This is a genomic window from Nitratireductor sp. OM-1 (genome assembly GCF_003296175.1).
GTDB lineage: Bacteria > Pseudomonadota > Alphaproteobacteria > Rhizobiales > Rhizobiaceae > Nitratireductor > Nitratireductor aquimarinus.
Window position 1 is genome coordinate 3,155,452 of sequence record NZ_CP029208.1, and the last position, 23,349, is coordinate 3,178,800.

Genomic DNA, 23,349 nt, shown 5'->3' on the forward strand with positions numbered 1-23,349 from the left:
AAAACCCGTTTCCTGAAAGCCGCTTGCGGCCCACAGGAAAGAGGTTCCGGTTCCGTCTTCAAAGTTCCGGTCCGCGCAGATCGGAAATCCGCGCGGACCGGACGCCGAATTACTTCAGCTCAACTTTAGCGCCAGCGCCTTCGAGCTGACCCTTGATCTTCTCGGCTTCGTCCTTGGACACGCCTTCCTTGATCGGCTTCGGAGCGGACTCAACGAGGTCCTTGGCTTCCTTGAGGCCCAGGCCGGTGATGCCGCGGACTTCCTTGATCACGTTGATCTTCTGTGCGCCTGCATCGGTGAGAACGACGTCGAACTCGGTCTTCTCTTCAGCAGCTTCGCCACCAGCAGCACCGCCTGCAGCAGCAGCAACAGCCACCGGAGCAGCAGCGGAGACGCCCCACTTCTCTTCAAGCATCTTGGAGAGCTCAGCCGCCTCGAGGACGGTCAGGCTCGACAGGTCTTCAACGATCTTAGCAAGATCAGCCATTGTACATTTCCTTTTGTGTTCGAACTGTGTTGTTGGTCTTGAGGACCGGCATCACGCCGCCTCGTCCTTCTTGGAATAGGCGCCAAAGACGCGCGCGAGCTGACCCGCGGGCGCGTTGACAACCTGAGCGATCCGGGTGGCCGGCGTAGAAATCATGCCGACCAGCTTCGCCCTCAGCTCGTCCAGCGACGGCAGCGAGGCAAGAGCCTTCACACCATCGGAATCGAGCGCGGTCTCACCCATGGCACCGCCAAGAATGACAAGCTTGTCATTTGCCTTGGCGAAGTCATTGGCGACCCGAGGAGCGACAACCGGATCGTCCGAATAAGCAATCAGGGTCTGGCCTTCGAAAAGGGCCTGAATGCTCTCGGACGGGGTTCCCTGAAGGGCGATTTTGGCGAGACGGTTTTTCGCAACCTTAACTGTGCCGCCTGCACCGCGCATCTTGGAACGAAGATCGTTCATCTGCGCGACGGTCAGACCGGCATAGTGGGCTACGACGACCGAACCGGTGTTGTTGAACACCTCGTTCAGGTCCGCGACGAATTCGCGTTTTTCCGCTCTGTCCACTGCCTTCTCCATTTGACGGAGTTTCCCGAAGGAAATATCCGCCGGTTTGCCTTTTGCCGCAGGGCATCCGCAAACTCGGATCACCCAAGCGACGCTCGAGGATCCTGTCCCCCTTCGCTGACCGGGAAACCCGGATCAAACAAAAGGCCAACACGGTTCGAACCATCAACCGGAGCCAGGCTCCGTTATCCGGTCCCACCCGTCTCATGCAGGCCCTTTAAAAGTATTAAGGCGAGCCGCCTGCAATCTCGGACAGGATGTTCCGGAAGTTTCCTTCCGGCTTCCAGATCTTGCGATCCGGAAAGTCTTGGGGAAGGCGCCGGAGCGCCCTCCCCGGAATTCATCAGCCTTCGGCCGACAGGCTGCCAACGTCGATGCGCAGGCCCGGGCCCATGGTCGAGGTGAGAGCCACCTTCTTCACATAGTTGCCCTTTGCGCCGGCCGGCTTCGCCTTGATCACCGCATCGGTGAAGGCGCGCACGTTCTCGGCAATGGCCTTGGCGTCGAAGGAAGCCTTGCCAACGCCTGCATGCACGATACCGGCCTTCTCGACGCGGAACTCAACGGCGCCGCCCTTGGAAGCCTTGACCGCACCCGTGACGTCCGGCGTCACAGTGCCAACCTTCGGGTTCGGCATCAGGCCACGCGGGCCAAGCACCTTACCGAGACGGCCGACCAGCGGCATCATGTCCGGCGTTGCAATGCAGCGATCGAAGTTGATCTCGCCCTTCTGGACGCTCTCAACCAGCTCTTCGGCGCCGACGATGTCTGCACCAGCTGCCTTTGCTTCTTCAGCCTTGTCGCCCTTTGCGAAGACGGCAACGCGAACCGTACGGCCCGTGCCGTTCGGCAGGTTGACCACACCGCGGACCATCTGGTCAGCGTGGCGCGGGTCGACGCCGAGGTTCATCGCAACTTCGATGGTCTCGTCGAACTTCGCGGTTGCACGGTCCTTCAGGAGCGCAACGGCCTCATCGAGAGCGTATTCCTTGTCGCGATCAATACCTTCACGGGACTTCGCAACGCGCTTGGAAAGTTTCGTCGCCATATCGTCAGCCCTCCACTTCCAGGCCCATGGAGCGTGCCGAACCTTCGACCATGCGCATGGCTGCTTCGACGTCCGTCGCGTTCAGATCTTTAAGCTTGGCTTCCGCGATCTCGCGAACCTTGTCGCGCGAAATCTTGCCAGCAACCACCTTGCCGGGCTCCTTGGAGCCGGACTTCAGGTTGATTGCCTTCTTGAGGAAGTAGCTCACCGGAGGCGTCTTCATCGTAAAGGTGAAGGACTTGTCCTGGTAGTAGGTCACCACGACCGGGATCGGGGATCCCTTTTCCATCTCCTGGGTCTGGGCATTGAATGCCTTACAGAACTCCATGATGTTGATGCCACGCTGACCAAGCGCAGGGCCGATCGGGGGCGACGGCGTAGCCGAACCCGCGGGAACCTGAAGCTTGAGCAGGCCTGCAACTTTCTTAGCCATATCTCATCTGCCTTGTCGTTCTCACCGGCCACCCTGAAAAGAATGGGCCGGCACTGCAGTTTGGTGGTCCGGAAATCAGCGACCGGCTTAGCCGCATTTCCCTTCCACCGATGAAGCCCCGCGCACGGGGCAACACGGTCAGCCCTTTTCGACCTGACCGAATTCCAGATCGACGGGCACTGCCCGTCCGAAGATCGACACCTCGACCTTGAGGCGCGAACGCTCCTCGTCCACTTCCTGAACGAAGCCGTTGAACGAAGCGAACGGACCGTCGGAAACGCGAACCTGCTCGCCGATCTCGAAGGTAACGGACGGCTTCGGACGCTCCACGCCTTCCTGAACCTGCGTCAGGATGCGCTCTGCCTCGGCCTCGGTAATCGGAACCGGCTTGGCGTCGCCCAGAAAGCCCGTAACCTTCGGGGTGTTCTTGATCATCGAGAAGACAGCGTCGGTGAGCTGCGCCTTCACCAGGACATAGCCCGGGAAGAACTTGCGCTCGGCATCGACCTTGCGACCGCGGCGCACTTCAACGACCTTCTCGGTCGGAACCACGACCTGCTCGATCTTGTTATCAAGACCTTTCTGGCGTGCCTGCTCCTCGATCGACTCTGCGACCTTCTTTTCGAAATTCGAATAAGCGTGGACGATGTACCAACGCGCAGTCATTTCAATCGCACTCCGTCTATCGTCCGCAATCAGGCGCCGATACCGAGAATGATCTCGATACCCCAGGCCATGAGCTGATCGGCAGCAAAGAAGAAGATCGCCGCCAGCGTGGCGAATGCGATGACCATTACCGTCGAGATCAGAGTCTCACGCCGCGAGGGCCACGTCACTTTTGCGGTTTCGGACCGAACCTGCTGAAGAAACGTGAAAGGATTCGTGGTTTTCGACGCCATGTGCCGCTCTTGATTCTATCGTCTGGTAACCCAGACTGTTTGTTATCCCCGAACTGGCCGGGAGACGCACCCGAGACCAGGAAAACCCAGCCTTCGGGCAAGAGCAAAATCCGAAAAAGCGAATCGCTTTTCGTAATCCACCCATACGACAAAGGCGCGTAAAGCCGCGTTCCCGGCTCCACGCACCGCGTGTCTGTTCGCCCTACATAGAACCGAAGTTCGATTCTTGCAAGCCCCAACGGAAGCTTCCGACAGGCGCTTACTCAACGATCTCACGAAATGGCTCTGGCGCACAATGCGCTGGCAGGGGCAGAGGGGCTCGAACCCCCGACCTGCGGTTTTGGAGACCGCCGCTCTACCAACTGAGCTATACCCCTGCATTCCTGTGCGCTGCTGCACACTGTAGGCAGGCCGCTTCCTAAGGGCTTCCGACGCGTCTGTAAAGAGACTTTAGTGCAGGTTTTACACCATCCACGTCATTTGTTTCCCTGAGGCTTTCGCCAAGGCGGACAACCACCCTGCCCCGGCCCTTTCAAAACAGGCTCCGGGCAAAAGAAAAGGGCGGCCAGAGCCGCCCTTCCCGCATTCAACACTGCCGGGGCAGAGCTTACTCAATGATGGCTGCGACGATGCCGGCGCCGACGGTGCGGCCGCCTTCGCGGATAGCGAAGCGCAGCTTCTCTTCCATCGCGATCGGAACGATCAGCTCGACGTCAACGGCAACGTTGTCGCCAGGCATGACCATCTCGGTGCCTTCCGGAAGGTGCACAACACCCGTCACGTCCGTCGTACGGAAGTAGAACTGCGGACGGTAGTTGGTGAAGAACGGCGTGTGACGGCCACCCTCTTCCTTCGTCAGGATGTAGGCTTCTGCCTTGAACTTCGTGTGCGGCTTCACCGAACCGGGCTTGCACAGCACCTGGCCGCGCTCAACGCCTTCACGGTCGACACCACGGATCAGCGCGCCGATGTTGTCGCCAGCCTGGCCCTGGTCGAGCAGCTTGCGGAACATTTCAACGCCCGTGCAGGTCGTCTTCGTCGTCGGACGGATGCCAACGATCTCGACTTCCTCGCCGACCTTGATGATGCCGCGCTCGACGCGACCCGTCACAACCGTACCGCGGCCAGAGATCGAGAACACGTCTTCGATCGGCATCAGGAACGGCTGGTCAACCGGACGCTCGGGCGTCGGGATGTAAGCGTCGACTTCTTCCATCAGCTTGCGGATTGCGTCCTCGCCGATCTCCTTGTTGGAGTCTTCGAGAGCAGCAAGAGCCGAGCCCTTGACGATCGGAATGTCGTCGCCCGGGAAGTCGTAGGACGACAGAAGCTCGCGAACCTCGAGCTCAACCAGCTCGAGAAGCTCTTCGTCGTCGACCTGGTCGACCTTGTTGAGGAACACGACGATGGCCGGAACGCCAACCTGACGCGCAAGCAGGATGTGCTCGCGGGTCTGCGGCATCGGGCCGTCAGCGGCCGAAACCACCAGGATCGCGCCGTCCATCTGTGCAGCGCCCGTGATCATGTTCTTCACGTAGTCGGCGTGGCCGGGGCAATCGACGTGAGCGTAGTGACGGTTCTCCGTCTCATACTCAACGTGCGCGGTCGAAATGGTGATGCCGCGGGCCTTCTCTTCCGGCGCGCCGTCAATCTGGTCATACGCGCGGAACTCACCGAAATACTTCGTGATCGCCGCCGTCAAAGACGTCTTGCCGTGGTCAACGTGACCAATCGTGCCGATGTTCGCATGCGGCTTCGTACGCTCAAATTTACCTTTGGCCATTGCAACTTCCTTTGGCGCCCTGGATGCGTTTGGGTTTCAGATGCGCGGCGATTAACGACAAAGGCGCGAAATTACAAGCCCCTTTGCCGTTTCGCCCCCGTCGAACCGCGCCCTTTGCCCGAAAGAGCGTCCCGTATGCCACATGCAGGGAGCCTCTTACCGAGGATTGACACACGCCAGGGTGGCAACGCCACACAGCACGAACGGATATTTCAGGCCACGATGCGACGCACCGTATTGGCCACGATCAGCTTGTGAAACGGCATGATCGTCAGGAGATAGAGCCATCCGAACGGATTGTGCGGACGCACCAGTGTGGTGCACGAAACGCGTGTGCCCGGCCCGGCGGCCGGATCGGTCTCCACGATCAGCCGGAAGTCCAGATGCCGGTCGTCCGTCCCCAATACGATTCGCCGGGAAGAGCGTTCAAGAACCGGAAACGGGGCCTGCTCCGTTCCGACCACCTGGTCCAGGGCGTCTTTCCCGGTCTTCAGACCGAAAGGCCGGACGATCACATTGCGCCAACGCATGAGCGTCCCGATCCAGCGCGGCGGGCGCGCAAAGGCCCGCGTCAGCGCGGCGCTTGCATCGAAAGTGTCTTTTGAAACACCGGAATATGTATCGGAGAAACCTGCACCGGGCAGTGTCAGCGGCGCTTCGGCCCGGCCCGTCTTCGACATCAGCCCCATCTTCGAGGTCAGCCCCATCTTCGAGGTCAGCCCCATCTTCGAGGTCAGCCCCATCTTCGAGGTCAGCCCCATCTTCGAGGTCAGCATGACGCAGCTCCTTGATGCATTCACCGCACGGGCGAACAGACCGGAGCATCGTGCCGCACATTGGCAAGGCTTGCCAGTGTGCGGCGAAAGAATGCGGCAAACGGGCGCACAGGCCCGGTCCGGCTAAACGTCGCCGGAGGTCAGAAGCGCCAGCACGAGCATGTAGCAGCCGACAATGCCAAGCGCCGGCAAGATGATCGCCGGATAGCCGAAGAAGTAAATGGCGATCGCCCAGAATGCGAGCAGGTTGAAAATGAAAAAGACCTTCTCCGCCGTATCGCCAAGGGATGCGCTTTTAAGCATCCAGCCAAACACGGGGATGGAATAGATGAGCTTCTGAACCATTGGGGGAGCCTTTCGAATGGTACATACGGGTCGGTGCCTGGGAGGGCTTTGTCTCTTCGGGCGCGGCTGCCCGAAGACGGATCGACATGGCGCGCAGACGCCACGCAGGGCTGCGGGAATGAAGCGTTGCCGCAGCACGCGGGCCAATGCCGGATGCGCAAATGCAGCCATCGCCAGTTCCCATTCGCCCGAGCGACTGCCAGAAATGTAGGGTCGAGGCAATCGATCGGACACCGGCTGCGACAAAGAGTGCGGCTTCTCCCACAGCCCGATTGACGCACCCTGCAGAGCACGCATTTCGCGCCTGCGATTGAACGTCGCAGCAGAATCTGCAAGCTTTCAATGAACAGCTCCCGGCCCAAGCCATCTCCCGCCTCAAACGGCTCCCCGCTCAAGACGATGCACCAGAAAGAAGCCCCGGATGGATAGTCTTCACGTCAAGACACCGGCAAAAGCGCTCTACCCACTGACTGCGCGGGAAGCCCGCGTCGCGCCCGGACAGATCGTCGAAAAGGACGAGGGGCTTTACGTCTTCACCATGAAGGATGGCCGGGACATTCTCATCAAGGCGCCACAGCGCGGGCGCGTGTGCCCACCCATTTTTTCATCCGGGACCACGCTCGACAGGCCTATGCCCTTCCTCACACTCGAGCCCCTGCCCGAAACCGCGCAGGCGCCAAGGGAGCAGGCAAGAGCGCCGGAACCCACGCCAGAGACGCAACCTCCTGAAAAACGTGCAGGCGGGCGCTGGCTGGCCGCCACCGTCTCGCTTCTGCTGCCTGCTCTTGCAGCCTTTGCCGCCTTCCTCTTTTGCGAACTGGCATTCCCGGACTTTTTCGAAGACGCCATCGCGGCGCGCTGGGGGCTGATCCTCGCCGCCTTTCTTGCCGGCGTCTGGTTCTCCACCGGCATCGCCGCACGTCTTCACCCGTCGCCCAACCGGCTCGCCACAGCGGGAACAATTGCGGCAGGGCTTCTTGCCGTCATCTACCTGCTGCCCGCAGACCTCATCTCCGAGACGCTGGAGGACAACGGGATCCATATCGATCTCAGCCCGGCGCATCTATTCAACCCCAGCGCCTATGGCGTGGTTCTCGAAGACCCGGCGCGTCACTCAAACGGCGTCACGCCCACGCCGTCCGCAAGGCAGGCCCAGGAATTTGCGAGCTGGCTGAATGACTAGACCTCTTCTCTTTCTGATGCTCCTGTTTCTGGCGCTCTCTCCCGCACGGGCGCAGCAGGTTATGACGTTTTCAGCCGATGGCGAGCGCGTTGCCGGCGAAGGCAGCAGCGGCGATGGCGCGGAGCTGCGCTTCGACTGGGAAGCGGAAACGAAGATCGGCCTGCTTCTGGGCGAGCCGGTGGTCTCGGCGCGTTTTCGATACGCGCTTCAGGGCGGCACGGTCACCCTGCCCACCTCAACGGCGCTGGGCGCGTCACGCCACGAAACGCACAGCCTCGCCAGCCTGCCGCGCAGCGCCATGGATCTGATCGAGCTTTACGGTGTGCGGCTACGGCTCGATTTTCGCGGCGATGAAGGCGATTTCCACCTGATCGTCGATGTCGGCCGCCCCGGTCCCGCCGGCGACTGGTCGTTCAACGTGCCAGGCAGTCCCGACTGGGGAACGCTGTTTCGCGGGCCGGGCTCCACGCTCGAGGACCCGCGCTATCTGAGCGCCGGCCGCGCGCGCGAAGAGGTGCGCCGTGGCCTGACACTCGCCGCAGGTTCCATTGTTGAAGCCCATGTCACCCTGCTCCGCCTCCACCAGTGGTACGAACGGGAGAACCCGGACTACCATCTGAAGGCCTATGGCGCGGCCATCCGCCATCTGGAGGACGGCGTGCGCGTGAGCTACGGCTATAACGAGACCACGCCGGAGGCGCTGGAAACCGTCTTCATCAAGTCGGTGCGCGACAGGCTCGATTTCGTCGCCTCCTACGAGCGCCGTTACCGCAAACTTCTGGACATTCCGGACCGCTTTCGAACCGGCGGCAATCACGCCCCCTATGAGGTCGCGCGCGATCAGGCGCGCCGCATGATCATCAATGCCCGCGAGAGGGCTCCGCGCTTTGAAAGCGATCAGGTAAACCCGGGCGCGCTCCATGATCGCGGCCACCCGCCCCGCTTCGACGGCAGCGGGGTCGCCGCAGCCGAGCCAAAAGGCAGCACCGGCCAGCCGAAAGCGCCTTCCGGGGCCGATCAGGCGGAAACGGACGGGTGTCGCGTGCGCCTGTTCCAGCATTGCGAGAAGCCGTTCAACGGGACAATCGACAAGGCGATGTTTGTCGCCTTCCGCTCTAGCGACCTTCCGGCGGACCTCTGCGACAGCGGGTTCATGGCGCTCGGCTACCAGCGCAAGACCGACGATTTCACCCACCCGCTCGATTTCCCGGCGCAGCACATGTCTGAGATGCAGGGGCTCCTGCGCGGCTTTACCCGTCACATGACCCGCGAGCACCCCGAATGCCGCATCGGCGCGGCTTCCAGCCCCACACTGCAGATCATACCGTCCGACCCCGCCCATTCCCGCTGGACGTGTACAACCAACCCGAAACCGCTGCCGCACTCGGTTCAGATCTGCTCGGGGTTCTGAAACACAGAGCGCCGCACCGCCGATCCGCCCTTTATCCGCGCGCCCGGTGCCATATAGATAGCGCATGATCCTGATCCCCCTGCCCGCCATCGTCGCGCTCCTGCTGGGCTTTGTGCTTTGCCTTGTCGCCCTGAAGCGAGAGCGCAGGTTCCGGCCCATCATCGTGTTTCTCGCCGTCAGCACCGCCCTGATGACCGTCGTCAGCCTGCGCTGGAGCTTCGACGCGCCGGTTTTCCGCTTCCTCCAGCCCGTGTTCGCCGCACTCCTGCCAGCAACGGCGTGGCTTTGCTTTGCGGGCCTTGAGGGCGGCGCGCGTCGGCCCGCCTGGCCGCACTACCTGCCCGGCGCGGTCATCCTGGTGTTTTCCCTTCTGTGGCCACACTTTCAGACGCCCATCGACGCCCTGCTGGCTTTCCTGTTCTTTGGCTATGGCAGCGCTCTGATGTGGCGCGGACTGCAGGGCGAAGAAAATTTTGCAGGAGCCCGGCTCGGCGCGGCCGTCGCCCCCTGCCGCGCGGCAATGTTTGTCGGCGCACTGCTTGTCTTATCAGGCATGATCGATCTGGCCATTGCCTTCGACTTCGGGCTTGCCGGCGGCGCGCATGCCGCAACCATCGTCAGCGTCGGCAACATGGCTGTGCTGCCCCTGATCGCATGGGCAGCACTCGCCGTCGCGCGCAGCCTGCCCGAGACCGAAGAGCCCCCGGCAGCAGAAGCCACCGCGCGCGTGGAAGAACGGGATCAGCCCACCGCCGACGATGCGCATGTGCTGGCCGCAACCCATCGGGTGTTGAGCGAGCGCCAGCTCTATCGCGATCCAGATCTCACACTGGAGCGGCTGGCGCGGCGCGTCGGCATTCCGGGGCGGCAGATTTCGCAGGCAATCAACCGCAGGCTCGGCCGGAATGTTTCGCAGGAGATCAACCAGTGGCGCATCCGCGAGGCGATGGCGCTTCTGGAAGAGACCGACCGCCCCGTCACCGCGATCATGTTCGATTGCGGCTTTCAGACGAAATCGAACTTCAACAACACGTTCCGGCGCGTGACCGGCCTTTCACCCAGCGACTGGAGACGCCGGGCGAAAGAAACCGGCGAAACGCGCCTCAGCGCAGCGAAAGCGAGCGGCCCAGAATCGCCGTGATCCGGTCCAGAACTTCCGCGTGAATGGCGGCGCGGCCCCGGCCCGCGCCATCGCGGCAGACGATCCCGTCACCCGGATCTTCCGCCTCGATCATGGCCGCCGCCCCCGGCTTGCAAAGCTGCAGAAAGCTGAAATGCATCGCATCCGGGAGCATCACCCATTCCGTGGTGTCTGCGGCAAGGTGCTCCGCCAGCCATCCGCTTTCCAGCTCGGCAGGCCGATCCCCGATATCGACACCGGCCCCGATCAGCAGCACCGGCGCATCGACACCGCCAAGGCTTTCAGGCGTGAAGCCGCACGCAAAACCGGGATCGAGCGAGACAAAGGCGCGGATGCGCGGATCGTGCATGTCCTGCCTGAGGCCGGGTGCATCGAGCTTCAGATCGCCCATATCGTTCAGATCGCTTGTGGGACACGCTCTCGAAGCAATGCCCGACGCGCAGTCCCGCGCAAACAGATCCGGATCGAACCGGCCACCCGCCAGCGCCGTAACGGTCCAGCCACCGAGCGAATGGCCGATGGCCGCGATCCGCTCCGGTGCGATGGAACCGGCAAGGGCCGGCTCCTCCAGCACTGCATCGATGACCCGGCTCAGATCGCGCGGCCGCTCCCAGAGCATGGACGCCTGCCGTCGATCACGATTGAAATGCGTGGTGCCGGGATGATCCGGCGCGGCGACGGCATAGCCCTCATCGGCAAGCGCGACCGCAAGCCAGCTGAGATTGCGCCAGGTGCCGCCATAGCCATGCGAAAGAACGACCAGCGGATGCGCACCGGCCGAAGGCTGCGCATCACGCACAACGCGCCCGCCGACGAAGGCCGGCGTTTCCCCCACCACCACCCCGGGCGCACCGCCCTTAGCCGGATACCACAGCGCAACATTGAGCGGCCGCGGCCCCTCACCACCAATGCCGACGGTGCGAAAACCGACATCCGCCTGCGCAGCGGAACCCAGAAAAACCAGCGCAACCGCGCTGAAGCAGATCTTGAACATTTCAGGTCTCTCCTTGGATCAGATCCGGGGAGGCATAGGGACCGGAAACGGGTTCGGAGAACTGAAACACGATTCAGGACGGGTTGGTAGGGCGTGTTTTGGCCCATCGGCGGACGGATTTGTGCCGCATGAGCGATGCTGCGCTGACACCGGAAGAAGGCTGATCTTACTTTCATTTGAATGCGTGGCTCTGTTACTTCCCGACAGGTGCACTCTCGAGCTTACCTCAGCTGGATAACGAATATCCCGAAGAACGGCCGTTCTGGGGCCATCAGGTGACTGGCGGCTAGCTGACATTGGTTGGTACAGAATACGTCGATGCTTGCGGCCCTAAGCTGTCGTTCGCATAATAAATCGGTGCAGCGTCGCAGCTTCCCAACAGCGGACATACAAGATAGCAGTAGCAAGTGTCGCCGTGAACGACCTAATCAAGACTATCCGAAGCGGCTGGCCAAACTGCCAACTAATAACATTTTTGGGAGGATAATATCTTGGAATATGTCGTCGTCGGTGTTTCCAGCAGAGCAAAAACAATCAATCGACTGGCACCGCGACCTGATGGAAAGTTTGTGGTTATCCACCCTGATGTGCCCTCTAAAGAGCGCCACCATGCAAAGAACTACACGTGGGCAAATAACACCGATGAAGCGGTGAATTTCATTCGGGATGGCTATCATGCTCGCATGGTGAATGTCGAAAATGAACAGGCCGAGGATGTCATAATCAATGAGAACATCAAAATATGGGAGTTCCCATGATAGCCCAGATCCGGCGTTAGACGGGTATAAGTTTCTCCAGGGAGAGCTCCGAGGAAATGAAAAATAACTTATGACAATGCTTTAGAGCATGCCATTTTTTCAAACCTTTCAGACACGTGCAGAAAATTTGAAGCGAGAGAAAGCAGGAGATCGGATGGCAGATCGCAAGGCGATACCAACTGCTACGAAACTGCGCCTATTCGCGGCTGCATCAGGGCACTGCCAAAAGCCAGAATGTCTTGATGCCCTCTTGTCACACTAAGGTCGACAAAGATCCTGAGGCCTATAAACGTAATACCTTACTCGACTGGAAAGCTATGAACCGCTCCGGCAAACCCGGAGCGGTTCACAGAACCGCCCCGCCCCCCCGGTTAATTGACGCCCTCCACGCGGTCCCAAACCAAGGTTGCACATTCCGATCCCCGCGCTTGGGATGACTTCTAAGTAGCGCCCGCCCGTTTCTGCTAAAGCTCCCCCCGTTCCACAGCGAGACCGGCGAAGGCCGCTTCATTCTCAAGCCAAAACCAGCCACCTTGCCAGCCCAAAGACACGGCAAGCAAACGCCATCACAAAATTCAGCAATTTCAGAGAAGATAACCTGGAGCGGGTAGCGGGAATCGAACCCGCATATTCAGCTTGGAAGGCTGCTGCTCTACCATTGAGCTATACCCGCCGGGGTTCGTTGCGCTGGCTCTGGGAGACGGTGGTGGAGGGAGCTGGATTCGAACCAGCGTAGGCTTAGCCAACGGATTTACAGTCCGTCTCCTTTAACCACTCGGACACCCCTCCGTTTCCGTCAGAGCTCAGCGACGTAGCGTGAACTTCGTGTGGGCAAATCGCCCCGCTCAGTCCCGCAATGCGCGCCTTATGCAGAGACCGCTTCGAAGTGTCAACCGCCTGTCGCAAATCTGGTGTCAAAAATTTTCAGAACGCAAATCCTGTTTCCACAATCGCCCGGCGCGCCTATAGAGAACGCATGAGCGACGATCAGAATTCAAAGACCCCGAAAGACAGCCATTACGCACGCCTCCGGCGGGCCCACAGGGACCGTACACAGCAGAAGCAGGGCGATGGCAAAAGCGATTCCCGACGCGGCGAAGGCCCGCGCGACGGCCTTGTGCGGCTTTATGGCCTGCACACGGTGCGCGCCGCCCTCGACAATCCACAGCGTCGAATCAAGCATATGCGCATCACGCGCAACGCCGCAGCCCGGCTGGAGCTGGGCGAGCCCTCGGCCCTGCCCTTCCCCGTGGAGATCGTCGAGCCACGCGCCATTGATGGCCTCACCGGGCCGGACGCGGTGCATCAGGGCGTTCTGATCGAGGCGGAACCGCTGAAACCAAGGCCGCTCGGCGATCTGGAAGGTGCAGCCCTGGTGCTGGTGCTCGACCAGGTCACCGATCCGCACAATGTCGGCGCGATCATGCGCTCGGCCGTCGCCTTCGGCGTCAACGCGCTTGTCACGACGGCGCGGCACAGCCCCTCCGAATCGGGTGTGCTCGCCAAGGCCGCCTCCGGCGCGCTGGAGCATATCGACCATCTGACCGTGCGCAATCTGGCCGAGGCGCTGGAAGAACTCTCCGCCGCCGGCTTCCAGACCATCGGTCTCGATTCGGACGGGCCGGCCCAGCTTGAGGCCACATTCGCCGCAGACCGCATCGCGCTGGTTCTGGGCGCGGAGGGCAAGGGGCTCCGGCAGAAGACACGCGACACCGTCACCGCACTCGCCCGTCTCGACATGCCCGGCGCAATCCGTTCGCTGAACGTTTCCAATGCCGCCGCCGTGTCGCTCTATGCGGCGCGCCAGTATCTCGGCAGCCGGTAAATCGCCCCGCGTCCTCCCGGACGCGCAAAGGACGATCCGGTTCACTGATGGAGCATCGGATCAATCCGATGCTCAGTAGGTAACGGTCACGACCACCGTGTCCGTATAGGTTCCCGGCGAAGGCGTCGTCTGCGGGGGCACGCGGCCATAGACGGTCAGCACCTGTCCGCTGCCGCTTCCCGTGCCCGGCACCGCCTCGCCCGGAATGGCGGCCAGCCCCCATGGCAGGCTGCGCGCCGCATCCTGATAGAGCCCGTAAGTCACCGTCTCGCTTCCCTTGCTCATCAGCCGCGCCGCCGGCGGCGCTGCGGCCTGCCCGCCATCGAGCCCCACCGTGTAGGCGGTGCCGGGCGTACAGGTCACCGTCACCCCGCCCGTCGTGTCCACATTGCCCGTCAGAACGCCATGGGCGCCGAAATCCAGATCCTGCGTGGCGACGAGGCAGTTGTCGGCAATCGAGGCCGAAACGGTGAAGGACGGGGACGCCGTCTGGCCCGACAGGTTAGAACAGTCGCTCAGAAGCGTGTAGCGATAGATGAAATTTACATCCGCGCCTGAGAAGGCGGACAGATAGGTTCCCGCCGGCACGGTCGACTGGCTGCCGAACACCTGGCCATAGAGCGTGAAACTCGCCGATCCGCTTCCAAGAAGGCCGAGCGTCAGGTCGAGCGTCGGCGGCGTGGCGGCAAAGCCCCAGAAATAGGAACCCCACACCGCCGTGCGCCCGGCATCGGAATAAAGCTGGTAAGCGAGCGTGTCGCCGCCGCTCGCCATCTGCCGCGCAGACACCGTCGCGCCGCCGCTGCCCACCCCGATGCTCGGACAGATCAGGATACGCGTGAGCGAAAGGCCGGTACAGTTCACATTGATCGTGGCCGTCCCGTTCACCGCCCCGCCTGAAAGCGTGTCGACCGCGCCGAAACTCATGTCGGATATGGAGAAGTTGCAGCTTTGCGCACGCGCCTGCGCAATAAAGGCGAGGAAGAGCAGAACTGCGAGAAGCGCCCTTTCCCGGCCTGGAGCGTTTTCGCTTTTCATTGCATCGCAAAAACGCTCCAACGTATTGTTTTTACGCAATTTCGGACGGAAAACCGGTTCCCACTTTTTCTGAAACTGCTCTAGCGGCATGGCACCGCCTCCAGCTGCACCTGCTCGCCCGGCTGTGACCGATAGGCGAAGGAGGCGGCGCAGACCTGTCCATCGGGCAGCTCGATGCGCACGGCGTTCTCCCGGACAAGCCCCTTCAGATAGGTCGCGCCATCATAGCCGATGAAGAAGGCGTGGCCCTGAAACGCCCCGACCGATCCGACGGGAAGCGGCGCGCCTTCTCCATCCACGAATGAAACGAGCGCGCCATGCGCCTGCCGCTCAACACCGAAGGCAACCGCAACCCCGCCCTTGCGCGGCGGCACGGCGCTCGTCGCCGTCATCGGGATGTCCGCATCGAGCGGCAGATCCGCCGGGTCGATGGAGAAGGCGTTTTCCTCATTCGCCACCAGATCGGGAACGAGCAGCCGCCCCCACCGGTCGCTCGTTCCTACGGGACGGTTTTGATGGGAAACTGCAACACCCGGCGCGCCGGTATCGACAACGGCGAACGCCCCATCAATGCGGTTTGCGACAAATGCCCCGCCGCCTGCCAGAACCAGAGCGCCATCGAGCGAAGCTTCGGCCTGAAACGCGTCGTCGCGCTGATAAAGCGCGCCCTCGATGCGCCCGCGCCGTCCGCGATAGCTGAGCGAGGCGGAACGCTCGGAACGCCCGCCCTCCGCGCTTCGCAGACGCCAGCCGAAACTTCCCTCTTCACGCGTTTCCTGCCGGGAGAGCTGCGAGACCAGACGCGTGCCATCCGGGCGGCTTTCAATGCCGCTGGAAACGTTGAAGTTTTCTCCAAAAGCGATTGCAATTCCGCCGAAAACGCCAAAATTCCCTTTTTCCTCGGCATCAACAAAACCGGTGAGATAGACATTGCCGCGACGGGCTATGCGCCGGCTGTAGGACAGCGAGAGAATGCGGCTGCTTTCGCTGTGTGCATCCTCGATATGCGTATAGGAGAGGCTGAGGGTCGAGGGATCGAACCGTATCGGAATGCCGAGCGATATCTGGTCGATGGCGCGCGGAACGCCGGTACCCAGCCAGCGGGCTTCAAGATCGCCGCTCACCGGCAGCGCCGTGACCGATGCGATATCGTGATACGCGCCGAAGCTGCGTTGCAGCCGCCCGCGCAGCGACCAGCCCTCAAAGCCCAACTCCACCGATCCGTTGACGAGACCGCCGCTCTCACCATCGAAATGGCTTGCCGCAGCCGCGAGAGAGGCAGCGCCATAAGGACCGATGGGGAAGGCGATGCCCGCACCGCCATTCACCAGCCCGCCCCCGCCTTCCACATGGCCTTCCAGCGTCAGCCTGTCGGTGAGGCCGTAGCGCATGCTGGCCGACGCCATGAGCCGGCTGTCGTAATCGGAGGAGCGGCTGCCGAAGGCGCGGCGGGGAAAGCCCGCCTCGACCGAGAAATCGAGCAGTCCGCGCCGCAAAAGCCGCGTCGAGGCGTAGAAAGGCAGTGTGGCCTCGGTCTCGCGACCCTGCGCATCGCGCAGGACGATGCGTGCCGACCCGGCGCCGGAAACAGCCGGCAGATTGACCAGTTCAAACGGACCTTCATCGACGGCGCCGGAAAAGCGGCGCGTGTTGTCGGCATAGACTTCAAGCGTCGATGGAACGGCCGCCGTGCCCGAAAAGGATGGCAGTGGCAGCGTGACCAGATCAGGGCGCAGGCCGAAATTGCGCTGCAGCTGCACGCCGCCCAGATAAACGGGCCGTGTCCAGGCCAGACCGCCGCTCACCAGATCGCCGGCGCGCCAGGTCAAAAGGCGCTCGTCGTCATCGCGGGTCCAGCTGGTCGCAAGCCGCGTTAGCCCATCGAGCTGACCATCCGTATAGCCGGCGAGAAACGATTGGCTGAACGTGCCGTGCGGACTGAAGAGCCGCGCCTCGAAACTGCCGGAGACGCCCTTCAGAAGCCCGGTCTGCCCACGCTCGAATGAGTGCGAGGTGGCAAACAGCGCGTAGTTCAAAAGCGCCCCATAGATGGAGCGACCGGCCCCGCCTTCGTCATCGGCATCCTGCGACAGATCCAGCGTTCTGGCAGCGCGGCCCTCATGCCCGACGGTCACAAACAGTCGCTGCCCGGCCTCATCCACCGCAATAACAAGATCAGGCAATTCATTTAAAAGAAAGAGATTTTCGCCGAGCCTGGAATCCCCGCGTGGCTCGATGCCCACCTCTCGCAGCTCCTGCCCCGTCGCCGCCAGCTCGCCGGTCGACAGCTCCTTGAAGTTCCCGATCATCCCGACCGGCCGCTCATTGATGAACACTTCCAGATAGAGCTCGCGAACCACCTCCACCACCCCGGGAGCAGCACCGGAGAAAGCACCGCCCTCGCTGGCGCTGACGGGCTTGCCAACAAGCCCCAGCGCGATGGTGAGAAGCGCACTAGCGGCGCTGTATGGCCAGACTGGTTTCAATGGGACCGAGATGGCTTTGCGCCCGCATCACAAGCGGCCCCGCGCCAACCCTTCCACTTGTCTTGATCGGCCACTGCATGCTCGCGCCGCCAAGCACGTAACCCGTCAGGCCCTCATCCCGTCCAACCACACCGCCACCTGAAAGCAGCACGACGTCGGCAAGCCGCAATCGTGACGCGCCCTGATTGCGGGCAACCAGCAGAAGCTGCCCGTCCATCCGCACCAACCCCAGCGCGACCCGCGCCGGTGCAGCATCGGGCGCGCGGAAGAAAACCGGGATGGAGTGCCGCACCACAAGATTGACCGCCCCGGCCCGTCGCTTTGCCGGGTCGGGCAATTGATCCACCACGACGCGATAACTTTCCTCCCCGCGAACAGGCGTCCGGGCGGTGCGCACCACACGTATCGTGTAATCGACACCCGGCGAAAGCTGCGTTGCCGGGGGACTCGCAACGACATCGCGCGTGGGTTCGAAACGATCCTGGCCGCCGGACTGACTCCAGCGAAAAACGCGCACCTGAACATGCATGGGCGCAGCCGCATCATTGCGCAGCCGCAGCACGGCCGCGCTATCGGGCGCAATCAGGTCGAGCGTGGTCGGCGCGACACGCAGACTGCCAGCCGAAGCAGCGGACATCTGCAACGCAAGGAACAGGACAACGAGACAACAAAAACGCATTGGCATTCCGGTCTCCCTTGGCAATCCTAATAGGTCACGGTCACCGTCACCGTGTCGGCATAAACGCCAGCGCCGGGCGTTGCCTGCGGCGGCACCCGGCCATAGACGGTCAACGCCTGCGCGTTTCCATTGCCCGTCCCCGTCACCACGTCGACACCGGTCGTGTCTCCCCACAAAACGGAACGCGCCGCATCCTGATAGAGACCATAGGAAATGGTTGCCGACGCGGGCCCGGTCATCAACCGTGTCGCCACGGTTGCACCCGAACCCGCGCCGGCATCCAGCCCCACCTCGTATGGCGTGCCATCGGTGCATTGGATGGAAATCGTGCTGCTCTGATCGATATTGGCGTCAATGACACCCTGCGCCCCAAAATCGAGGCTTCCGACGGAGACTATGGTGCATTCGGCCTGAATGGTGATCTGCACGTTCAGAGTGCTGGTCGCAGTCGCCGCCTGCGCCACAACGCCACCTGCCCAGGTCAAGAAGGCGGCTGATGAAACGAGCAATATGCAAATCCTACGCACGCTGGCTCCTCTTGGTCACGGGCGCGTTTTGCTGCCGGACTAACGGTGGCTTCGCCAAGAATTACGCATTGAGGAGAAAGTAATGCGATTCGCCGAAAAGTAGAAAAACAAATTTGCCAGCTAACTTTATCTACCATGGCGCGATGTTTGAATTGATATACAACATACGGAAAATTTCACGGAAGAACATTCATGGAGGGGGATCAATCACATCGATACATTCGATTGCGCTCGGTCCCGAGATATTTCGAAAACTCATTTCAAATTGCAGAGCACGAGTGGCGGTCCCTCAAAGCTGTCTGATCGAGAAACCCAAACCTCGGCCACGCCATACTGGTTGAACACTCTGCAGTTACCGGCGTTCAACACCTTCGCTGCGCGATACCCCACAGGACAGCCGAAGAATTCAGGACAATCCCGGCAACCATCCACGCCAGAAGCAACGAGCATGAACGCAACCTCCCCCCTGAACCTGATCAGGCTTCAAGAGCTTCTCACGCCACTATGGATTTGCGGGCTAATCAATCAGATTGAGTTTTGTTGCGGCCTGCCGCATTGCCTCAACGGCTCCCAACGAGGGGTTTCCCGCGCATAGACCGGATATTTCGGCAAAAAAAACTGGACCTCTGGAGTGTTGCAGAGGGCGATGAAGGTTTTGCGAGGTCGGCTTCTCTTATGTCGTTGTCCTGCATGAACCGCCTCATGAGAACGACAAACGGCAGATCATCCTCCTTGGGAAGCCCAAGGTCATCGCTAAACGGACCTTCCCTTCTGTGACGGGCGATCTCGGCATCATGATAGGCGACGATCAGGTCCTCATGCGCGGCACCAAGCTCTTCGCAATTAAACCCCATGAGTTCGTCAGCGGTGTAGTGTTTTATCTGAGCGGGTTGCGCCCGGACGTAAAAGTCCAGAGCGAGCGCAGAGGCGTAAAAAAGCAGGCCGAATCTCGATACAGTTGGGGAACATACTGGACTGCACCCAAAATCCGGGTGAGGAAACAATCGGAGAAAAGCTAGCAAAACAAAGCGAGAAGGTTGGAATGGTGCCCCCGGACGGACTCGAACCGCCGACCCCCTGATTACAAATCAGGTGCTCTACCAACTGAGCTACAAGGGCATCCGGCGATGCGTTAGCACAATCCGCGCTCAAGTGAAATCAAAACTGGCGACAGCCGGTTGCGATCCCCACATCAATGCAGTCGCATATGCCTTTGCACGCGTTCGCACGCATGCTAACCGATAGGCTCCTGCCTCAAGTTCAAGGGCCCTTAGATTACCATGACCCGAAAGCCGATGGCCCTTTCCTTCGTCTGCGCCGACACCAGGGATGCACAGGAAGCTGCAAAGCGCCTGTCCGCACTCTACGGCCAGGAGCGCCCCGAGGACGCGGATGTGATTGTCGCGCTGGGCGGCGATGGCTTCATGCTGCACATTCTGCGCGAAACCATGGGTGCCGGGAAACGCATCTACGGCATGAACCGCGGTTCCATCGGATTCCTCATGAACGAATACCGTGAGGACGGGCTGCGCGAGCGTGTGGCGGCGGCCATTCCCGAAACCGTGCGACCGCTCCAGATGATCGCCGTGGATGCTGACGGCAACACGGTGAAGGCGCTGGCCGTGAACGAAGTGTCGCTTCTGCGCCAGTCCTACCAGGCCGCCAAGATCCGCATCGCCATAGACGATAAGGTGCGGCTTGAGGAACTGATCTGTGACGGCGTGATGGTGGCGACGCCGGCCGGGTCCACAGCCTACAATCTTTCCGCGCACGGCCCGATCCTGCCGCTGGACGCGCCGCTTCTGGCGCTGACGCCGGTAAGCCCGTTCCGCCCGCGTCGCTGGCGCGGGGCGCTTCTGTCCAATCAGGCGACCGTGCATTTCGACATTCTGGAGCCGGGAAAACGCCCCGTAAATGCGGTTGCGGATCATACGGAGATCAAATCCGTCGTCTCCGTGACCGTGCGCGAATCGCACGATGAGACCGTTACCGTGCTTTTCGACGAGAGCCATTCTTGGAACGAACGCATCCTCTCAGAGCAGTTCCGCTATTGACCAATAGGTGACTTTACGGCAAGCCATCTGTTGACATCGGGCGCTCCAAGCCGTACGCCACCTAGGATTCGAGGCTCCATGCCTTATGAGGCGGCATCAGGCCGCAGAAACCAAAGACAGCCGAAACGTGCCAGCAGAAGAACAAGACACCGCTCAGGAAGCGTTGACATTTTCCGATCTGGGCCTGTCCCAAAAGGTCCTCTCCGCCGTGACCGACGCGGGCTATACGCAACCAACCCCGATCCAGGCCGGTGCGATACCGCATGCCTTGGCCGGCAAGGATGTGCTGGGCATCGCACAGACGGGCACAGGCAAGACGGCCTCGTTCGTTCTGCCGATGCTGACGCGCCTCGAGCGCGGCCGTGCAAGAGCACGCATGCCGCGCACGCTCATTCTGGAGCCGACGCGCGAACTTGCCGCCCAGGTTGAAGAGAATTTCGTCAAATACGGCAAGAATCACCGACTGAACATTGCGCTTCTTATCGGTGGCGTTTCCTTTGACGAGCAGGAAAAGAAGCTGGAGCGCGGCGCCGATGTGCTGATCGCGACGCCCGGTCGTCTGCTGGATCATTTCGAGCGCGGCAAACTGCTTCTGACCGGCGTCGACATCTTGGTGATCGACGAGGCGGATCGCATGCTCGACATGGGTTTCATCCCCGACATCGAGCGCATCTGCAAGCTGATTCCCTTTACGCGTCAGACGCTGTTCTTCTCGGCCACCATGCCGCCGGAGATCACCAAGCTGACGGAGCAGTTCCTGCAGGCGCCGGTACGCGTCGAGGTCTCCCGTCCGGCCACCACCGCGACCAACATCACGCAGCGCTTCGTCAAGAGCGGCTCCAAGCCGTGGGACAAGCGCGAGCGGCTGCGCAAGCTCATCGACGCTGAAGGCGAGACGCTGAAAAACGCGATCATCTTCTGCAATCGCAAGAGCGAGGTTGCGACCCTGTTCCGTTCGCTGGTGCGTCATGAATATGATGCAGGCGCCCTGCATGGCGACATGGATCAGCGCGCGCGCATGACGATGCTGGAGAATTTCCGCAAGGGCAATCTGAAGCTGCTCGTGGCCTCCGATGTTGCAGCACGCGGTCTCGACATCCCGGATGTCAGCCACGTCTTCAACTTCGACATTCCCACCCATGCCGACGATTATGTGCACCGCATTGGCCGCACGGGTCGTGCAGGACGCAAGGGCGCTGCCTTTACGCTGATCACCAAAGCGGATCGCAAATATATGGATTCCATCGAAAAGCTGATCGGCCAGGACGTCGAATGGCTGGACGGCGATCTTTCGACGCTTCAGGCTGACGAAAGCCCTGAAGAGGAGAAGCGCGGGCGCGGCTCCAAGCGTGGCGGCAAGAAGGATGCCGGCGCGAAGGAGAAGCAGGGCTCTGCACAGAATTCCGGGCAGGACACCGACAGGAAGTCGCGCAAGGAAGAGATCAAGTCCGACAATGCCGAGCGCAAGGCAAAGCAGGACAGGCCCCAGCAGGACCGCTCCGAGCAGCGCCGCGACAACAGGCGCAAGCCGCGTGAAGAGGAAAACACGATCGTCGGCTTCGGCGACGATGTGCCCGCCTTCATGAAGATCCAGGTCAAGACCTGACCCGATCCGATCTTGTGACGAATTGAAAAAGCCGCCGCTGGCTCCTGCCTGCGGCGGCTTTTCTTATTGCGTGATGTGTCTCTTGCGCCTGTCAGCGCTTCCGGCTTCTGAGGCCAGCCTGAAAGGCCCGTTGCGCCCAGAGCGCCATCTCGTCGGGATCATCAAGGGCAGCGTCCGGAATGGACCAGTAAGGCATGGCGACAGGCCCCCGCCCCTTTTGGCCCTCATAGACCCACTGGCGGCAACCGGCCTCGGCGAAGTCCGGGGCGCTTTCCACATCAGCCTTCAGAAGGATTTCGCCGCTGACCTCCAGCGCGAAGACGACACCCTGATGATAAATGCCCTTCCCGCCAAACATGCGTTTTATGGAAACGGGCCCAAGCCCGGCGAAAAGATCGTGGATCGCATCATCGTCCACGGCGGCGCGTCAGGCCGCGCCGCGCGCTTCGGCAAGCGCTTTCAGGTCTGCCGGCTGAAGCTCGATGGATTCACCGCAGCCACAGGCCGATGTCTGGTTCGGGTTGTTGAAGGTGAACCCGGTGCGCAGCTTGGTGACCTCGAAGTCGAGCTGCGTGCCCAGAAGAAACAGTGCGGCTTCCGGCGCGACATAGACATGCGCGCCTTCATGTTCCACATGGTCGTCCTTGGGGTCCGCCTCGGTGACGAGGTCCACCGTGTATTCCATGCCGGCGCAGCCGCCCTTCTTGATGCCGACACGCACGCCCTTCGCACCCTCACGGGCGGCAACGATATCGCGCACGCGGCCTGCCGCCGCGTCGGTCATGGTCATCACTTGAAATCGGCTCATAGAATTCTCCGTTCACGGCGAGTGAAAGGCTCGCGGAAAGGCCCTGTCTTCAAGATGGGCAAGATGCGTGGCTCTTGCAAGGGCCACGCCTCACCTGCTCAGTACCAGCCAACAGCGAACTGGGCTTCCTCGGACATGCGATCGGGCGTCCATGGCGGATCGAAGACCATGGTGACTTCCACATTGCTGACCCCCTCGACCGTACTGACAGCGTTCTGCACCCAACCCGGCATCTCGCCGGCCACGGGACAGCCCGGAGCGGTCAGCGTCATATCGATCTTCACCGAGCGATCATCCTCGATATCGACCTTGTAGATCAGGCCGAGCTCATAGATGTCGGCGGGGATTTCCGGATCGTAGACCGTCTTCAGCGCGCTGACGATGTCGTCTGTCAGGCGAGCAAGCTCTTCCTGCGGAATGGAAGACGTTTTGGCTTCCGTCTCCTGCGGGGCCGTGGCCTCGACCGTCTGGTCCGTATCCTGCGGTGTGTCAGTCATC

General features: G+C 61.4%; 25 protein-coding genes and 4 tRNA genes. 8 read left to right on the forward strand and 21 right to left on the reverse strand.

The features are described 5' to 3' along the window. Window positions 1-109: 109 nt before the first annotated feature. The 10 genes from rplL to DEJ54_RS15165 all read right to left on the reverse strand — a co-directional run bounded on the left by rplL (window position 110) and on the right by DEJ54_RS15165 (window position 6,341). Entirely contained in the window at window positions 110-487 is a 378-nt protein-coding gene (gene rplL, locus DEJ54_RS15115) for a 50S ribosomal protein L7/L12 (protein WP_065815249.1), read from the reverse strand. A 51-nt stretch (window positions 488-538) separates the two neighbouring features. Then, window positions 539-1,057, reverse strand: a complete 519-nt coding sequence (gene rplJ / locus DEJ54_RS15120) for a 50S ribosomal protein L10 (protein WP_113156316.1) — start codon at window positions 1,055-1,057, stop codon at window positions 539-541. 343 nt (window positions 1,058-1,400) lie between these two features. Next, a complete protein-coding gene (gene rplA, locus DEJ54_RS15125) occupies window positions 1,401-2,105 on the reverse strand; it encodes a 50S ribosomal protein L1 (protein ID WP_113155297.1) in 705 nt (234 codons plus the stop codon). Between the two features lie 4 nt (window positions 2,106-2,109). Then, a complete protein-coding gene (gene rplK, locus DEJ54_RS15130) occupies window positions 2,110-2,538 on the reverse strand; it encodes a 50S ribosomal protein L11 (protein WP_113155298.1) in 429 nt (142 codons plus the stop codon). Between the two features lie 138 nt (window positions 2,539-2,676). After that, window positions 2,677-3,204, reverse strand: a complete 528-nt coding sequence (gene nusG / locus DEJ54_RS15135) for a transcription termination/antitermination protein NusG (protein ID WP_113155299.1) — start codon at window positions 3,202-3,204, stop codon at window positions 2,677-2,679. Between the two features lie 29 nt (window positions 3,205-3,233). Then, entirely contained in the window at window positions 3,234-3,437 is a 204-nt protein-coding gene (secE, locus tag DEJ54_RS15140; RefSeq protein WP_113155300.1) for a preprotein translocase subunit SecE, read from the reverse strand. Between the two features lie 301 nt (window positions 3,438-3,738). Further along, a tRNA-Trp gene (locus tag DEJ54_RS15145) sits at window positions 3,739-3,814 on the reverse strand. 230 nt (window positions 3,815-4,044) lie between these two features. After that, window positions 4,045-5,220: an elongation factor Tu gene (tuf, locus tag DEJ54_RS15150; RefSeq protein WP_113155290.1), complete on the reverse strand. Its 1,176-nt coding sequence runs from the start codon at window positions 5,218-5,220 to the stop codon at window positions 4,045-4,047. A gap of 212 nt (window positions 5,221-5,432) precedes the next feature. Then, a complete protein-coding gene (locus DEJ54_RS15155) occupies window positions 5,433-5,996 on the reverse strand; it encodes a DUF2867 domain-containing protein (protein ID WP_245447571.1) in 564 nt (187 codons plus the stop codon). A 123-nt stretch (window positions 5,997-6,119) separates the two neighbouring features. Next, a complete protein-coding gene (locus DEJ54_RS15165) occupies window positions 6,120-6,341 on the reverse strand; it encodes a hypothetical protein (protein WP_113155302.1) in 222 nt (73 codons plus the stop codon). Window positions 6,342-6,762: 421 nt separating this feature from the next. Here DEJ54_RS15165 and DEJ54_RS15170 point away from each other — a divergent pair, with 421 nt between their 5' ends. From DEJ54_RS15170 to DEJ54_RS15180, 3 genes are all read left to right on the forward strand, one after another. Next, window positions 6,763-7,524 (forward strand): hypothetical protein, encoded by a 762-nt coding sequence (locus tag DEJ54_RS15170; protein WP_113155303.1) that lies wholly within the window; start codon window positions 6,763-6,765, stop codon window positions 7,522-7,524. Continuing rightward, the gene (locus DEJ54_RS15175; RefSeq protein ID WP_162742317.1) at window positions 7,517-8,935 is read left to right on the forward strand and encodes a hypothetical protein; all 1,419 of its coding nucleotides are present in this window, start codon (window positions 7,517-7,519) and stop codon (window positions 8,933-8,935) included. The genes DEJ54_RS15170 and DEJ54_RS15175 overlap by 8 nt, the downstream gene beginning before the upstream one ends. Window positions 8,936-8,999: 64 nt before the next feature. Continuing rightward, on the forward strand, window positions 9,000-10,076 hold the full coding sequence (locus tag DEJ54_RS15180; RefSeq protein WP_113155305.1) for an AraC family transcriptional regulator: 1,077 nt from the start codon (window positions 9,000-9,002) through the stop codon (window positions 10,074-10,076). Here DEJ54_RS15180 and DEJ54_RS15185 read toward each other — a convergent pair. Next, window positions 10,039-11,070 (reverse strand): alpha/beta fold hydrolase, encoded by a 1,032-nt coding sequence (locus tag DEJ54_RS15185; RefSeq protein WP_113155306.1) that lies wholly within the window; start codon window positions 11,068-11,070, stop codon window positions 10,039-10,041. The genes DEJ54_RS15180 and DEJ54_RS15185 overlap by 38 nt on opposite strands. Before the next feature lie 491 nt (window positions 11,071-11,561). Between DEJ54_RS15185 and DEJ54_RS23235 the strand changes: the two genes are divergently transcribed. Beyond that, window positions 11,562-11,828 (forward strand): hypothetical protein, encoded by a 267-nt coding sequence (locus DEJ54_RS23235; protein ID WP_162742318.1) that lies wholly within the window; start codon window positions 11,562-11,564, stop codon window positions 11,826-11,828. A 599-nt stretch (window positions 11,829-12,427) separates the two neighbouring features. On the opposite strand, the gene DEJ54_RS15190 is transcribed toward DEJ54_RS23235, so the two are convergent. Together DEJ54_RS15190 and DEJ54_RS15195 are read right to left on the reverse strand one after the other, a co-directional pair. Beyond that, a tRNA-Gly gene (locus tag DEJ54_RS15190) sits at window positions 12,428-12,501 on the reverse strand. Between the two features lie 31 nt (window positions 12,502-12,532). Continuing rightward, a tRNA-Tyr gene (locus DEJ54_RS15195) sits at window positions 12,533-12,617 on the reverse strand. 187 nt (window positions 12,618-12,804) lie between these two features. Here DEJ54_RS15195 and DEJ54_RS15200 point away from each other — a divergent pair. Continuing rightward, complete coding sequence (locus DEJ54_RS15200; RefSeq protein WP_113155307.1) at window positions 12,805-13,653, forward strand: RNA methyltransferase; 849 nt, start codon at window positions 12,805-12,807, stop codon at window positions 13,651-13,653. A 72-nt stretch (window positions 13,654-13,725) separates the two neighbouring features. Here the strand turns inward: DEJ54_RS15200 and DEJ54_RS15205 are convergent, their stop codons facing one another. The 4 genes from DEJ54_RS15205 to DEJ54_RS15220 all read right to left on the reverse strand — a co-directional run bounded on the left by DEJ54_RS15205 (window position 13,726) and on the right by DEJ54_RS15220 (window position 18,365). Further along, a complete protein-coding gene (locus tag DEJ54_RS15205; RefSeq protein WP_113155308.1) occupies window positions 13,726-14,691 on the reverse strand; it encodes a spore coat U domain-containing protein in 966 nt (321 codons plus the stop codon). An 80-nt stretch (window positions 14,692-14,771) separates the two neighbouring features. After that, window positions 14,772-17,177 carry a fimbria/pilus outer membrane usher protein gene (locus tag DEJ54_RS15210; protein WP_245447573.1) on the reverse strand — a complete coding sequence of 802 codons (2,406 nt, stop codon included), beginning with the start codon at window positions 17,175-17,177 and terminating at the stop codon, window positions 14,772-14,774. After that, complete coding sequence (locus tag DEJ54_RS15215; RefSeq protein ID WP_113155309.1) at window positions 17,146-17,862, reverse strand: molecular chaperone; 717 nt, start codon at window positions 17,860-17,862, stop codon at window positions 17,146-17,148. The genes DEJ54_RS15210 and DEJ54_RS15215 overlap by 32 nt, the downstream gene beginning before the upstream one ends. A 20-nt stretch (window positions 17,863-17,882) precedes the next feature. Further along, on the reverse strand, window positions 17,883-18,365 hold the full coding sequence (locus DEJ54_RS15220; RefSeq protein WP_162742319.1) for a spore coat U domain-containing protein: 483 nt from the start codon (window positions 18,363-18,365) through the stop codon (window positions 17,883-17,885). Between the two features lie 791 nt (window positions 18,366-19,156). Between DEJ54_RS15220 and DEJ54_RS23240 the strand changes: the two genes are divergently transcribed. Continuing rightward, the gene (locus DEJ54_RS23240; RefSeq protein WP_162742320.1) at window positions 19,157-19,402 is read left to right on the forward strand and encodes a hypothetical protein; all 246 of its coding nucleotides are present in this window, start codon (window positions 19,157-19,159) and stop codon (window positions 19,400-19,402) included. 24 nt (window positions 19,403-19,426) lie between these two features. Here DEJ54_RS23240 and DEJ54_RS15230 read toward each other — a convergent pair. Continuing rightward, window positions 19,427-19,502: transfer RNA gene (locus DEJ54_RS15230), tRNA-Thr, on the reverse strand. A gap of 161 nt (window positions 19,503-19,663) precedes the next feature. Here DEJ54_RS15230 and DEJ54_RS15235 point away from each other — a divergent pair. Together DEJ54_RS15235 and DEJ54_RS15240 are read left to right on the forward strand one after the other, a co-directional pair. Then, complete coding sequence (locus DEJ54_RS15235; protein ID WP_113155311.1) at window positions 19,664-20,437, forward strand: NAD kinase; 774 nt, start codon at window positions 19,664-19,666, stop codon at window positions 20,435-20,437. A 163-nt stretch (window positions 20,438-20,600) separates the two neighbouring features. After that, the gene (locus DEJ54_RS15240) at window positions 20,601-22,043 is read left to right on the forward strand and encodes a DEAD/DEAH box helicase (protein WP_113155312.1); all 1,443 of its coding nucleotides are present in this window, start codon (window positions 20,601-20,603) and stop codon (window positions 22,041-22,043) included. Between the two features lie 91 nt (window positions 22,044-22,134). On the opposite strand, the gene DEJ54_RS15245 is transcribed toward DEJ54_RS15240, so the two are convergent. The 3 genes from DEJ54_RS15245 to DEJ54_RS15255 all read right to left on the reverse strand — a co-directional run bounded on the left by DEJ54_RS15245 (window position 22,135) and on the right by DEJ54_RS15255 (window position 23,348). Continuing rightward, window positions 22,135-22,461 carry a TfoX/Sxy family protein gene (locus DEJ54_RS15245; protein ID WP_113155313.1) on the reverse strand — a complete coding sequence of 109 codons (327 nt, stop codon included), beginning with the start codon at window positions 22,459-22,461 and terminating at the stop codon, window positions 22,135-22,137. A 9-nt stretch (window positions 22,462-22,470) separates the two neighbouring features. After that, on the reverse strand, window positions 22,471-22,851 hold the full coding sequence (gene sufA, locus DEJ54_RS15250) for a Fe-S cluster assembly scaffold SufA (protein ID WP_113155314.1): 381 nt from the start codon (window positions 22,849-22,851) through the stop codon (window positions 22,471-22,473). 98 nt (window positions 22,852-22,949) lie between these two features. Beyond that, window positions 22,950-23,348, reverse strand: coding sequence for an SUF system Fe-S cluster assembly protein (locus tag DEJ54_RS15255; RefSeq protein ID WP_113156319.1), 399 nt, complete (start codon window positions 23,346-23,348; stop codon window positions 22,950-22,952). Between the last annotated feature and the right edge of the window lies 1 nt (window position 23,349).